12 protein-coding genes are annotated in these 12,561 nt (G+C 63.3%); 9 read left to right on the forward strand and 3 right to left on the reverse strand.

The window, feature by feature from the left end:
- Positions 1 to 26 precede the first annotated feature (26 nt).
- Genes Q1A34_RS21280 through Q1A34_RS21310 form a run of 7 tightly spaced genes read left to right on the forward strand, consistent with a single transcriptional unit; the run spans position 27 to position 6,888 of the window.
- Positions 27 to 1,385 (forward strand): oligosaccharide flippase family protein, encoded by a 1,359-nt coding sequence (locus Q1A34_RS21280; RefSeq protein WP_300039398.1) that lies wholly within the window; start codon positions 27 to 29, stop codon positions 1,383 to 1,385.
- Positions 1,382 to 2,224 (forward strand): sulfotransferase, encoded by an 843-nt coding sequence (locus Q1A34_RS21285; RefSeq protein WP_300039400.1) that lies wholly within the window; start codon positions 1,382 to 1,384, stop codon positions 2,222 to 2,224. The genes Q1A34_RS21280 and Q1A34_RS21285 overlap by 4 nt, the downstream gene beginning before the upstream one ends.
- Positions 2,202 to 3,161, forward strand: a complete 960-nt coding sequence (locus Q1A34_RS21290; RefSeq protein ID WP_300039402.1) for a glycosyltransferase — start codon at positions 2,202 to 2,204, stop codon at positions 3,159 to 3,161. The genes Q1A34_RS21285 and Q1A34_RS21290 overlap by 23 nt, the downstream gene beginning before the upstream one ends.
- The gene (locus Q1A34_RS21295; RefSeq protein ID WP_300039404.1) at positions 3,161 to 4,099 is read left to right on the forward strand and encodes a glycosyltransferase; all 939 of its coding nucleotides are present in this window, start codon (positions 3,161 to 3,163) and stop codon (positions 4,097 to 4,099) included. The genes Q1A34_RS21290 and Q1A34_RS21295 overlap by 1 nt, the downstream gene beginning before the upstream one ends.
- Entirely contained in the window at positions 4,099 to 5,037 is a 939-nt protein-coding gene (locus tag Q1A34_RS21300; protein WP_300039406.1) for a glycosyltransferase, read from the forward strand. Before Q1A34_RS21295 ends, Q1A34_RS21300 begins: the two co-directional genes overlap by 1 nt.
- Positions 5,034 to 5,984, forward strand: coding sequence for a glycosyltransferase (locus Q1A34_RS21305; protein WP_300039408.1), 951 nt, complete (start codon positions 5,034 to 5,036; stop codon positions 5,982 to 5,984). The genes Q1A34_RS21300 and Q1A34_RS21305 overlap by 4 nt, the downstream gene beginning before the upstream one ends.
- Complete coding sequence (locus tag Q1A34_RS21310; RefSeq protein ID WP_300039410.1) at positions 5,977 to 6,888, forward strand: glycosyltransferase; 912 nt, start codon at positions 5,977 to 5,979, stop codon at positions 6,886 to 6,888. Before Q1A34_RS21305 ends, Q1A34_RS21310 begins: the two co-directional genes overlap by 8 nt.
- On the opposite strand, the gene Q1A34_RS21315 is transcribed toward Q1A34_RS21310, so the two are convergent.
- The 3 genes from Q1A34_RS21315 to Q1A34_RS21325 form a co-directional block, all read right to left on the reverse strand.
- Positions 6,885 to 7,334, reverse strand: coding sequence for a serine O-acetyltransferase (locus Q1A34_RS21315; RefSeq protein ID WP_300039412.1), 450 nt, complete (start codon positions 7,332 to 7,334; stop codon positions 6,885 to 6,887). The genes Q1A34_RS21310 and Q1A34_RS21315 overlap by 4 nt on opposite strands.
- A gap of 8 nt (positions 7,335 to 7,342) precedes the next feature.
- Positions 7,343 to 8,260 carry a DUF535 family protein gene (locus Q1A34_RS21320; RefSeq protein WP_300039414.1) on the reverse strand — a complete coding sequence of 306 codons (918 nt, stop codon included), beginning with the start codon at positions 8,258 to 8,260 and terminating at the stop codon, positions 7,343 to 7,345.
- 122 nt (positions 8,261 to 8,382) lie between these two features.
- The gene (locus Q1A34_RS21325; protein WP_300039416.1) at positions 8,383 to 9,372 is read right to left on the reverse strand and encodes a replication initiator protein A; all 990 of its coding nucleotides are present in this window, start codon (positions 9,370 to 9,372) and stop codon (positions 8,383 to 8,385) included.
- Positions 9,373 to 9,854: 482 nt separating this feature from the next.
- Between Q1A34_RS21325 and Q1A34_RS21330 the strand changes: the two genes are divergently transcribed.
- Positions 9,855 to 11,312: an AAA family ATPase gene (locus Q1A34_RS21330; RefSeq protein ID WP_300039418.1), complete on the forward strand. Its 1,458-nt coding sequence runs from the start codon at positions 9,855 to 9,857 to the stop codon at positions 11,310 to 11,312.
- A gap of 11 nt (positions 11,313 to 11,323) precedes the next feature.
- A complete protein-coding gene (locus Q1A34_RS21335; RefSeq protein WP_300039420.1) occupies positions 11,324 to 12,304 on the forward strand; it encodes a ParB N-terminal domain-containing protein in 981 nt (326 codons plus the stop codon).
- Positions 12,305 to 12,561 lie beyond the last annotated feature (257 nt).

Genomic DNA, 12,561 nt, shown 5'->3' on the forward strand with positions numbered 1-12,561 from the left:
CAGGCGACGCCTGACTGAGAGATAAAGTGCCTTTACCCTCCCTTTCTGCCCTGCGCGCGAACTTTTCCGGAAGCGGCCTGAAGGCCATGGTGCTGCGCGGCTCGGCCATCACCGTGCTGGGTTTTGGCTTCCAGAAATCACTGCGGCTGGTCTCGAACCTGATCCTGACGCGCCTGCTGGCGCCCGAGATCTTTGGCCTGCTGACACTGGCACAGCTGGTTACGGGGACGCTGCTCATTCTGTCGGACGTGGGCACCCAGGCCTCGGTCATCCGCAGCGACCGCGGCGAGGACAGGGAATTTCTGCAGACCGCCTGGACCATCCAGGTGCTGCGCGGCCTTGGCATTGCCTTTTTCGCCTGCCTGCTGTCCTGGCCTGTTTCGCAGCTTTATGACCAGCCGGTGCTCTTTCCGCTGATCTGTGTACTGGGCCTTGGCGTGGCGATCCGCAGCTGCAAATCCATCTCGATCGCCACCATGAACCGCAAGCTGTTTCTGGGGCGGCTGACGATTGTAGAGACTGTGGTGCAGGTCATCGCCATCGTGACCACCGCGGTGATGGCCTGGCTGCTGCAGTCGGTCTGGGCGATTGCCATCGGCACGATCGTCTCGGCGATCCTCAACGTGATCCTGAGTTTCAAACTCTTTCCGCCCTTCCCGCACCGGTTCCGGCTGGAGAAGAACTCGGTGGGCGAGATGCTGGGCTTCGGGCGCTGGATTCTGCTGGGCACACTCTTTCACCACCTCGGCGGGCGCGGCATCACTGCGGTGCAGGGCCTGCTGCTGCCCATTGAGACCATCGGTTTTCTGTCCCTGTCGAACCTGCTGGCCTGGGCCCCAGGCGAGATCATCGCACGGGTGCTGTCCAGCGCCGGATTTCCGGCCCTGTCACAGGTCGGACGTGACCGGCCCCAGGACATGGCACGCGCCCTGCGCAAAATCCGGATCGGGCTGGTATGCATGGTCCTGCCGGTCTTTGTGCCACTTTCCTTGCTGGGGCAGTTCATCGTCGATCTGCTTTATGACCCTCGCTATGCCCAGGCCGGGGTGTTCCTGTCGCTGATGGCCATCAACAGCGCCATCGCCACCCTCAGCATGCCCTATCAGAATGCGCTGCTGGCCGTCGGTGACAGCCGCAGCCATGCGGCGGTGATGACCAGCTCTGCCGCGCTGCGGATCTTCTTTGTGATGTCGGGATACCTCGTTGGTGATGTGATCGGCATGATTGTCGGCATCGGTGTCGCCAATCTCTTTGTGCACTGTATTTCGGCATTCCTGGCCTGGAAACGCGGCCATGCGGGTCTGCGCCTTGATGCCGCCGTCCTGGGCTTTCTGGGACTGTTCTATGTCTATACGCTGAATGTTGTTACACCGGGTTTCCTATGACCGCTCTTTGCACGCCTTCGGGCTCTGATCCGCAGATCTGTTTTATTGTCGGCGCCCCGCGCAGCGGCACCACCTGGGTGCAGCGCCTTTTGCAGTCGCATGACCTGATCTGCGGCGGCGAGGAGAGCCACTTTTTCGGCAACTATTCCGGCACCCGCTGGGAAGCTCAGAAACAGCTCGACAGCCCCCGGGGTCTGGGCCCGCTGACCTATATGGATCAGCAGGCCTTTGACGATATGTACCGCGGCATGTGGCGCACGATCTTTGCCGGGCTCTATGCCGAAAACCCCCAAGCCCTGGTGCATCTGGAAAAGACCCCCAGCAACGCGCTGTTTCTGAATGAGATTCACAACCTCTTTCCCGATGCACGCTATATCTTCCTGACCCGCGACAGCCGTGCGGTGACGTCTTCGCTGATCCACGCGGGCAACACCTGGGGGGACCACTGGGCCCCGACTGACCCGCGCCTGGCGGCCCTGATGTGGCGCAAACATAATCTGGCCATGCGCACTTGGCGTGCGCAGCACCCGTATCTGCCGGTGCTTGAGCTGAAGTACGAGGACGCTGTCGCCGACACCGAAGCCGCGCTGGCCCGCATGATCTCCTTTCTGATCCCTGACGAGAGCCGGCAGCAGATCAGCGCGACCCTGCAGGCCTATGAGGCCGGGCAGACCGGCAAGACCGAACAGACCCGCAAAAAGGACCCCAGCGGGTTTGCCCGGGTCCGCGGGGCCACCGGCTGGCAAAAGGACATGACGCTCTGGCAGAAGTTCATCACCTGGCGGTTCACACGCAAACTGATGAGGGAGCTCGGCTATGACATCTCACTCCTCTCCTGAACAGCCGCGCATTTCGGTTGTAATGTCTGTGTTCAACGCCGCCCCCTGGCTGGCGGAGGCGGTGCAGAGCATCCTAGATCAGACCTTCACTGACTTTGAATTTCTCGCCCACGATGACGGCTCGACCGACGGCTCATTGGCGGTACTGCAGGATTTTGCTGCGCGCGACGGGCGGATGATCGTGACATCAGGCCCTAATCAGGGGGTTGGGGTGGTGCCGAACCGGCTGATCGCAAAGGCCCGCGGTGAATTCATTGCCCGGATGGATGCCGATGACATCAGCCTTCCCGACCGTTTTGCGCGCCAGGTTGCTTTTTTCGATGCGCACCCCGATCACGTGCTGATCAGTGGCTGGACTCTGGCAATGGACGGGGACGGCCGGATCATCGGGCCCAACAAGGTACCCATCACCCATGAAGACATTGATGCGCGCCATATGAAGGGGCTGCTGGTGCTGCCACAGCCCTGTGCCATGATGCGCAAGAGCGCTGTTGACGCCGCCGGCGGGTATGACCCGGCCCTGCGCAACGCCGAGGATCTGGATCTGTGGCTGCGCATGGCCGAAGCCGGACGGATCGCCAATATCCCGCATGTGCTGCTGAAGTACCGGATGCATGACAAGAGCCTCAGCGCACAGACCCAGACCGAACAGGCCGATCTGTGCCGTCAGGTGGTCGAGGCCGCATGGACCCGCCGTGGCGTTACGGCCAGCTTTGACTATCAGGACTGGCGGATGACGGAGGACCGGGCCTCGCGGCGGGACTTTTACCTCAAATACGGCTGGGACGCCTGGAACTGGGGCTACCGAGACACCTGGCGGCACTATGCGCTCAAGGCGGTCACCACCGATCCGCTCTCGCTCAACGCCTGGAAACTGCTGGTCTTTGGCGCCATCCGCCGCCCGCCCCCCGGCAAATACGTGCTGGAGGAGCAGTAATGGCCCCGCGCGTTTCCGTCCTGCTGCCTGTCTGTAATGCAGAGACCTGGCTCGGCGTAGCCATGGACAGCATCCTGGCGCAGAGCTTTACCGATTTTGAGCTGCTGGTGCATGACGACGGCTCGACCGACGGCTCGCTGGCCATTCTGCAGGACTATGCTGCGCGGGACAGGCGTGTGGTGCTCACATCAGAGCCTAACAAAGGGCTTATCGCGACCCTGAACCAGCTGATCGACGCCGCGCAGGGCGATCTGATCGCCCGCATGGACGCCGATGACATCGCCCTGCCGGAGCGTTTCGCCAAACAGGTCGCATGGCTCGACCAGAACCCCGATTATGTGCTCCTGGGCGGGGCGATCATCTTTATCGATGAGGCCGGGCGCCATATTGCCCCTGAATTTCCGCCCCGGGATCACGAGACCCTGGATGACTACAGCCTGCGTGGTACCGGCGCGATCTGCCATCCGGCGGTGATGATGCGCACCGAAACGGTGCGCCAGGTCGGCGGCTATGACATGCGCCGCGACACCGCCGAGGATCTGGACCTGTGGCTGCGCATGGCCGAAGCGGGCCGCCTCGCCAGCCTGCCGGACATCGTGCTGAAATACCGCCTGCATGATCAGAGCATCAGCGGTAAAAACAACGACCGGCAGCGTGAATGCATCCGCGAGATCTGCGCCGATGCCTGCGCGCGGCGTGGTGTAACGGCCAGCTTTGACTATCAGGACTGGCGGATGACGGAGGACCGGGCCTCGCGGCGGGACTTTTACCTCAAATACGGCTGGGACGCCTGGAACTGGGGCTACCGAGACACCTGGCGGCACTATGCGCTCAAGGCGGTCACCACCGATCCGCTCTCGCTCAACGCCTGGAAACTGCTGGTCTTTGGCGCCATCCGCCGCCCGCCCCCCGGCAAATACGTGCTGGAGGAGCAGTAATGGCCCCGCGCGTTTCCGTCCTGCTGCCTGTCTACAACGCAGAGACCTGGCTCGGCGTAGCCATGGACAGCATCCTGGCGCAGAGCTTTACCGATTTTGAGCTGCTGGTGCATGACGACGGCTCGACCGACGGCTCGCTGGCCATTCTGCAGGACTATGCTGCGCGGGACAGGCGTGTGGTGCTCACATCAGAGCCTAACAAAGGGCTTATCGCGACCCTGAACCAGCTGATCGACGCCGCGCAGGGCGATCTGATCGCCCGCATGGACGCCGATGACATCGCCCTGCCGGAGCGTTTCGCCAAACAGGTCGCATGGCTCGACCAGAACCCCGATTATGTGCTCCTGGGCACCTCCACGCTGATGATCGACGCCGCAGGACGGCCCATCGCGGTCAATACCGCTCCTCAGGGGCATGACAGCATCGATGACAATAACCTGCGCGGCGTGACCGCCCTGGAACATCCCAGTGTGATGATGCGCAGGGCCGCACTGGAGACTGTGGGCGGATATCATGACAGCTGTCCCCATGCAGAGGATATTGATCTGTGGCTGCGCATGGCCGAGGTCGGGCGGATCGAAAATCTGGGGGACGTGCTGCTGAAATACCGGGTGCATGATCAGAGCGTCAGCGCCCTGAAACAGGAAGAACAGAGCGCCTCCTGCCGGCGCGCCTGTGAAGATGCCTGGGCCCGCCGCGGGGTGAATGCCTCTTTTGACCACAAACCCTGGCGGCTGGAGCCGACCCGCGCGTCGCGCAGCGCCTATTACGTGAAATACGGCTGGAAGGCCTGGCATTTCGGGTTCCGGGATACCTGGCGGCATTATGCGCTGCGCGCTGTACAGACCAACCCAACCTCGGTACAGGCATGGAAGTTGCTGGTGCTGGGTGCACTGCGCCGCCCGCCCCGGCCCGCCTTTACAGGAGAAATCGGATGACCGCTGCCACTCCTCGCGTCTCTGTTGTCATGAGCGCCTATAACAGTGCGGATTTCCTAGCACTCGCACTCGACAGTATCCTAGCGCAGACATTTACCGATTTCGAATGCCTCGTGCACGATGACGGCAGTACGGACGGAACATGGAACATTTTGCAGGAATATGCGGCCCGTGACCCGCGTATCATCCCGACAACAGGCCCTAATCAAGGGATTGTGCCCTGCATAAACCAGCTGATTGCTTCAGCCCGCGGCGCATTCATCGCGCGGATGGACGCTGATGATATCTGTCTGCCCGAGCGGTTCGCAAAACAGGTGGCCTTCATGGACGCACGTCCTGATCACGTTCTGCTCGGTGCCAACTGGCTGGCCATTGATGGCGGTGGGCGGGCCATTTTTCCATCAGACCTGCCGCTGGATCACGACGAAATCGACCAGCTTAACATCCGTGGTCTCACCTCGCTGCTGCAGCCGGTTGCGATGGTGCGGACACAGGCCCTGCGCGATCTGGGCGGCTATGATCCGGAATTCCGCCGCAGCCAGGATTTGGACATGTGGCTACGGCTGGCAGAGGTCGGGCAGATCGCCAATCTACCGGACATTCTGCTGCGCTACCGGATCCATGACCAGAGCGTCAGTACCGCGACCCAAGGCCTGCAAGGCCAGCTGGCGCGCCTCGCCTGCGAGAATGCCTGGGCGCGGCGCGGGGTGACCGGCAGCTATGATCACATCCCCTACCGCCCCGACGGCTCCCGCGCTTCCCGGCGGGCCTATTACATCCGCTATGGCTGGGATGGCTGGCGCTGGGGCTTTCGCGACACCTGGCGGCATTATGCGGTAAAGGCGGTGCAGACCGATCCCCTGTCCGCTGATGCTTGGAAACTGCTGGTCTTTGGCGCCATCCGCCGCCCGCCGCCCGGCAAATACGTGCTGCCCGGTAATGTCTGACGCGCCACGCCTCTCTGTGCTGATCCCAGCCTGCAATGCAGAGCGCTGGCTGAGGCCCGCGCTCGACAGCGTACTGGCCCAGAGCTTTACCGGTTTTGAGCTGCTAGTGCATGACGACGGCTCCACCGACGGCACGCTTGCAATCCTGCAGGACTATGCCGCGCGGGATGCCCGCCTGCGCGTCACATCAGAGCCTAACAAAGGGATTGTTCGGACCCTGAACGGCCTGCTGGCCGCGGCCCGGGGCGATCTGGTCGCGCGGATGGATGCCGATGACATCTGTCTGCCCGAGCGGTTTGCAAAACAGGTGGCTTTTCTGGATGCGCACCCACGGGTCGGTGTGCTGGGCAGTTTTGTGGACGGGATCGATGCTGACGACCGGCCCCTGATGTCTTTCAGTCCGCCGACAGATCACGCAGGGCTGGAGGCCTTTCATCTGCAAACCGGGGGTCCGGGCCTCTGGCATCCTGCGGTGATGATGCGCGCAGAGCCCCTGCGCAGCGCGGGCGGTTACCGCGAGGATTACCCCTATTGCGAGGATTATGACCTGTGGCTGCGGCTGGGAGAAGTCACGGAACTGGCGAACCTGGCGGAGGTGCTGGTACAATACCGCCTGCACCTGCAGAGCCTGAGCGTGGTAAAGCGTGACCAGCAGATCACCTCGGCCCGGGGCGCACTGCAGGCGGCCTGTGCCCGCCGTGGCCTGCCGGAACCGCCCGCCCCTGATACGCCCCCTGCCCCACCCACAGAGCTGGATGTGATGCGCAAATGGGCCTGGTGGGCGCTCGGCGCCGGGCATGTGGACACCGCCCGGACCTATGCGCGCAAAAGTCTGGCGCGCGCGCCGCTGTCACCGGCGTCCTGGAAGCTCTGGGCCGTGGTGCTGCGCAACAGCCTGCGTTAGCGCTTTCTTATCACCGCCGGCACGCCCACGGCTGTGGTGCCCGGGGGCACATCCTGCAGCACCACCGCATTGGCGCCGATGCGCGCACCGGCCCCGATCGTAATGGGGCCCAGCACTTTGGCCCCGGCACCGATATAGACACCTTCCTCCAGCACCGGCGCGCCGTTTTCCGCGCCCTGGCCCAGGGTGACCTGCTGCATGATCAGACACTCGCGCCCCACCACCGCATCGCGGTGAATGACCACGCCGGTCAGATGCGGAAAGCGCGCGCTGGCGTGGATGCGGGCATCGCGGTGGATGTCCGAGGCGCTGATCACTGTCCAGAACATATACCGCAGACGGGCGGGCACAGAGGCCAGGCGGGCCAGCAGCCCGCCCCTGTCACGGCTGCGCTGAACCGCGTGGATCGCGGCAATCAGTTTCTGGTCCTGGCGGGTCAGCAGCATAAAAAGCCTCAGGTATCGGTGAAACGGGTAGGGGTGGCGGCGGCCAGATCTGCGGCCAGCCGGTCCTCCAGCATGTCCAGAAAGGCAAAGCGGCGGCGGTAGAGCGAGCGTTTTTTCGGCTTTACCGTGGCCAGGTCCCGGATTTCGGGGTCTACGGGCAGGCTGTAAAAAGACGCGTCCAGCGGCGCGCCGCCCCGGTCATCCCAGATCGCATCGTAATCCGGGGTCAGGTCCTTTTCGCCGAAATAGGGATGCTGGTGGTGCCGCGCGGCCTGGGTGACGGCCAGGATTTCCTGCACCTCCCAGGCGCGGCAGAGCATGCGGAAGGCCTCGAGCAGGAAATCCCGCGGCCTGAGCCCTGCAAGGGCCTTTGTCAGATCGCGGTAAAGCGCCAGGGCGTCTTCGGCGTTGCGCCCCTGCAGCCCGCCGATCACCGCCTGCAGCCGCCCGTCCGCACCGCGCCCCAGCGAAAAGGCCAGCGAAAAGGCCCGGAAATCACCCACAAACATGTTCAGCACCAGCCCGCCCTCGCGCATGAACCAGCGCGGCTGGTCCACCACCAGACGCAGGCCCGGGTGGTATTCATCCAGATCGGTGACCACGAGCTTTTCATCCGCCTCAAAGATCAGCGGCGCGCCGAGGCGGTCGATCTCGGTGTAATGGGCGGCCATGCGCTCCAGCCGGGCAGGGGCCTCCCAGTGTGCGGACTGATAGGGCCAGACCAGGATCCCCGGCAGTTCGGGCCGGCCCTGCAGGACCCGCGCCAGGGCAGAGCCGGGTGCAGGGTCCACAAAAGGGGCTGTCAGGCCGGGGTTGCGCAGGCCCGCCAGAATGAGCCGGCCGCGCAGGCGCAGCGTGCCGGGTGTCAGACCCGGAAAACAGGCCCGGGCAATTCCGTTAAGGGCAGAAGCGGTCCGCAGGGGCATAGGGGCTGTGGTGTCCTTCACTCGGGCAGGGGCATCGCCGGGCTATGACCGGCTTTTGTGACCTTTCTTAGGCCAGTGGGCGCGCAGGTGCAAAAGCTGTCTCTTTCGCATGCGAAACAGGCTTAACGGCGCGCCAGCCAGCCCAGAAACGCGCGGTCCGGATTGCGCAGGGGTTTGCGGCCCGTATCGGCCCAGAAGCCCTGCCATTCGGCCACCAGGGCGTATACGTCATACCCGGGCATGGTGCGGCGGGCCTCCTCCAGGGTCTCCGGTGCCAGCAGCGGCGCATCGGCGGCATCGATGACCGCATGGCGCGGGGTAAAGGAGATGATGTCCCCGGGTTCCTCCACCAGCTGATAGTCGGGGATGGTATCGGCGCGGATGATCTCGCGCAGCATGGCGCGGAACACCCGGCGCGGGCTGGCCGAGCCGGATTTCTTCAGCAGCACCTCAACCGAGGCCCGCCATTCCGGCTGGCGGCCACAGTGTTTGCGCGCCAGCTCATAGATCCGCCGCTCCAGCGGTTTGCGCAGAGAGAAATAGTCTCTGTTCAGGGTCAGAACCGATTTCGACAGCACCGCCCGGTAGAGCCATTCCGACAGGGTCACGCTGACACTGACCATCCGGCCTGCGCGGGTGCGGCGCACAATCTCCCAGCTCTCGATGAGGCCGAAACCTGTGGTGGTCTCGATGAGGTCGTCCTTTGGCCCGGTGGTGATATTGGTGGTGATGCGGGTACCGGCAAGCCGCTCGAAAGCCTCGCGCAGGCGGCGGTAACTGTCGCCCGAGGTCTCGCGGCCTGTCGCGCGCAGCAGATCGTGCGCCGTCAGGGTCAGGGTCCGCGCCACAGGCCGGCCCGCGTTCAGCGCCGCCATCAGCTGCGAGATACAGAAGATCAGAATATCCGCATCAAAGATCGTCGCCCGCCCCTTTACGCTGGGGGTCACGGTGATCTCATGGCCGTTATGAGCATAGCTCAGGATGCGCCGGTCAGGCCGGGTGGAGAGCGAAAACAGCGGATGCTCCATGCTCGCCAGATCATGTTTCGGGCTCACGGCCAGAAAATCGCAGACAAAGAAATCTGCCGTGCCCGCTGTCACGCCCGTGCTCATGGGCCCGTCCTGCGGGGCCACGCCCACGCCGCGAAAAATGTGATCATTGCCTGTCTCTGCCCGTGTGCTGCCCGTCCCGCGCGGCCCTTTGCGGGCTCTGATGCAGGTTCGTCGTTTCAGTGACACCCACGCTAGGCGAGCCGCCTGATTCCGTCCAGCCACCTGTGGATAATTATCGGGGGATCGGAATCGCTGCTTCGGGGGATCAGAGTCGTTTTATCGTGGGTTCAGAGTCAGCTCAGCTGTCAGAAAGCCCGGAAAGCCTTTTGATTTCAGCAGGTTTGACTTGGGTACACAGACCTGTAACGTCTTATAACCCATATATAACAGACCCCTGTTGCAGGCACACCGCACCGGCACCCGCGAAGGATCTGAAAAGACGGGTATTTTCCTTAGAAAAGAGACAGGAAGTAATCATTTCCTTGGCGTGTAACACCTTTTGTGGTATCTGAGGGAAAACATATAACATCGGAGCGCGGTTCATGAGCAGTACCGGACTTCCCCCTTATTTCAACATCTCGCCGGATGCGGCTTTGTCGTCGCTGGGCGCACCTTCGGGCACCGGTCAGTTCAGCGCGATCGCGGCGGCCTGTCTGAACGGGCGCACCGATCTGGCCAGCCGGGGCATGGATGAGACAGGCCAGAAATCCCTGCGCCTTTTCTCCACCTGGGAGATTACCAGATATCTCATTCCTGTGGCCCCCGCCCATTTCCGGCGGGTGCTGCGCAACAATCCCGATCTGCCACAGGGCCGGGCCGAAACCGACGGCGGGGCCAAATGGTTCACCCTGGATGAGGTGCTGCGGCTGCGGGCGCATTTCGGAGCCGAGGGGTCCAGGGCCAAGGAATACCTGCCCTACCGTCCCGAAGGCGCGCCGGCAAAGATTGTCGCGGTGGCCAACTTCAAGGGCGGCGTGGGCAAGACCTCCACCTGTGCCCATCTGGCCATGTCTGCAGCACTTGATGGCTATAAGGTGCTGGTGATCGATCTGGACAGCCAGGGCTCCATGTCGTCGATTTTCGGGGCCCAGGTACAGGATGAATGGCAGACGGTCTTTCCGCTGCTGGCGCGCCACTATGCGCAGCATGTAAGAGCCGACAACCAGCGCCGGGCAGACCGGGGCGAGGCACCGCAGCCGCTCGATGAGACGCTCTCAGAGGCACTGAAGGTCAGCACGGGCGATGTCATTCAGAAAACCCACTGGCCCAATATCGATATCATCGGCGCGCAGCTGAACCTCTACTGGTCGGAATTCCAGATCCCCGTCTGGCGGATGGCAGCGCGCGGCTGGAAGCTCTGGGACGCGCTCACAGATGTGCTGGAGGCCGATGGGGTGCTGGATGACTATGACCTCATCTTCCTCGATACCCCCCCTGCCCTTGGCTATCTGACGATCAACGGGCTGGCGGCGGCAGATATCCTGCTGGTGCCGCTGGGGGCGTCTTTTGTGGAGTTTGACAGTACGGGGCGGTTTTTCGACATGCTGCATGCGACGTTTTCCTCGATTGAGGAGAGCGAGAACCTGGCGGCCCGCGCGCTGGGGCGCGAGGGGCTGCGGTTTGAATGGGATGCGGTGCGCACGGTGATCACCCGGTATGACGGCGCGCAGCAGGCCGAGATGGCCGCCCTGATGCAGGCCTATATGGGGCCGGTGCTGTCACCCTACCGCCAGGATTTCACGGCGCTCATCGGGCAGGCCGGCGAGAGCGTGAATGGCATCTACGAGGCGGATTACCGCGATTTCAACCGCGAGACCTATGTGCGGGGGCGTGCCACATTCGACGAGACCTATGCAGGGTTCAAGCAGCTGCTGCTGGGGGCCTGGCGTCGCGATGAAATCGCGCAGGCAAAAGAGTCTGATGAGATCGCGCAGAGGGAGAAATCTGACGGTATTGCAGAAAACCCCGGGGCCGTCCCCCCCACAGCGGCTGCGGAATAAGGAGAGGGCCAATGGCAAAACGCAAACGGCTGAGCCCGCCGGATCCGGCTCAAACCCCCGTCACAGGCTCACATATGGGAGCCGGCGGTATGATGGGGATGCGCCGCCCCCCTGCCCCGATCGCGGATATGGCGGGTGCAGCCTCGGCTACGGCCGCACTGGAGGATCTGGCACAGGAGATGCAGGACGCGCGCGCGCAGGGTCGGATGATTATCCGGGTGCTGCTGGATCAGGTGGCCGAGGACTATCTGGTGCGCGACCGCACCGCGATGGATGCCGGGGAGCTGCAGGCGCTGGTCACCAGCCTTGAGGCGCGGGGCCAGCAAGCCCCCATCGAGGTCGTCTTGCTGGGCCCGGACCGCTACGGGCTGATTTCGGGCTGGCGGCGTCTGACGGCGCTGAAGCAGCTGCGGGACAGCACCGGCGAGGACCGTTTTGCCCGTGTGGCCTGTCTGCTCCGTACGCCTGAGGCAGCGGCCGGGGCCTATGTGGCCATGGTCGAGGAAAACGAGATCCGGGCGGATCTGAGCTTTTACGAGCGGGCCCATATCGCGGCGCGTGCCGCAGAGCAGGGCGCGTTTGACAACGCCCGGGACGCCGTCAAAGCCCTTTTTGCGGCGGTCAGCCCGTCCAAACGCTCCAAGATCCACAGTTTTGGTGTGGTCTTCGCGCATCTCGATGATGTGCTGCGGTTTGCGCGCGACATCCCCGAGCATCTGGGCCTGCGTCTGGCCAAAGCACTTGAGACAGAGGACGGCTTTGCCGCCCGTCTGAGCGCAGACCTGCGCCGCAGTGCGGCGCAGAGCGCTGCAGAGGAGCGTCAGCTGCTGGAGGCCGCCCTGAGCGGCGGGAGAGCGCCGGCAGAGGCCGCTCAGCCGCCTGTTGCACCCGGTGTCTGGCTGAAGGCCGGCAAGGGGCGTCTGACGCTGTCGGGCGCGGGGGTGGATGCCGCCCTGCAGGAAGACCTGCGCGCCTGGCTGGCTGCGCGGTAGATTCTGATATCAGGTTCTGCACAGGTCAAAACGTAAAAAGGCCCCGGTTTTCGCATGCGAAAAAACCGGGGCCTTTTGTCTTTCAGGGATCAGGCAACCTGATCAAGATCGAAAAGTTCTTCGCTTGTTGTTTCTATCAAAGGCATAACGTCTTCATTATAAGGGGTATGGCCGTTTGTGAGCGCAGCCCAGAGATCTGCGGCGGCCTTTGCGTTATCGGCGTCACCGATGGCGTCATAGCTGACATCACCACTGCC

The organism is uncultured Roseobacter sp. (genome assembly GCF_947491795.1).
Classification (GTDB): domain Bacteria; phylum Pseudomonadota; class Alphaproteobacteria; order Rhodobacterales; family Rhodobacteraceae; genus Roseobacter.

Excerpts from the sequence above, each read along its gene's own strand:
- Q1A34_RS21310 (WP_300039410.1), top strand. The coding sequence starts at position 5,977 with ATGTCTGACGCGCCACGCCTCTCTGTGCTGATCCCAGCCTGCAATGCA.
- Q1A34_RS21285 (WP_300039400.1), top strand. The coding sequence starts at position 1,382 with ATGACCGCTCTTTGCACGCCTTCGGGCTCTGATCCGCAGATCTGTTTT.
- Q1A34_RS21335 (WP_300039420.1), top strand. The coding sequence starts at position 11,324 with ATGGCAAAACGCAAACGGCTGAGCCCGCCGGATCCGGCTCAAACCCCC.
- Q1A34_RS21315 (WP_300039412.1), bottom strand. The coding sequence starts at position 7,334 with ATGCTGCTGACCCGCCAGGACCAGAAACTGATTGCCGCGATCCACGCG.
- Q1A34_RS21300 (WP_300039406.1), top strand. The coding sequence starts at position 4,099 with ATGGCCCCGCGCGTTTCCGTCCTGCTGCCTGTCTACAACGCAGAGACC.
- Q1A34_RS21325 (WP_300039416.1), bottom strand. The coding sequence starts at position 9,372 with ATGAGCACGGGCGTGACAGCGGGCACGGCAGATTTCTTTGTCTGCGAT.
- Q1A34_RS21320 (WP_300039414.1), bottom strand. The coding sequence starts at position 8,260 with ATGCCCCTGCGGACCGCTTCTGCCCTTAACGGAATTGCCCGGGCCTGT.
- Q1A34_RS21290 (WP_300039402.1), top strand. The coding sequence starts at position 2,202 with ATGACATCTCACTCCTCTCCTGAACAGCCGCGCATTTCGGTTGTAATG.
- Q1A34_RS21295 (WP_300039404.1), top strand. The coding sequence starts at position 3,161 with ATGGCCCCGCGCGTTTCCGTCCTGCTGCCTGTCTGTAATGCAGAGACC.
- Q1A34_RS21305 (WP_300039408.1), top strand. The coding sequence starts at position 5,034 with ATGACCGCTGCCACTCCTCGCGTCTCTGTTGTCATGAGCGCCTATAAC.
- Q1A34_RS21330 (WP_300039418.1), top strand. The coding sequence starts at position 9,855 with ATGAGCAGTACCGGACTTCCCCCTTATTTCAACATCTCGCCGGATGCG.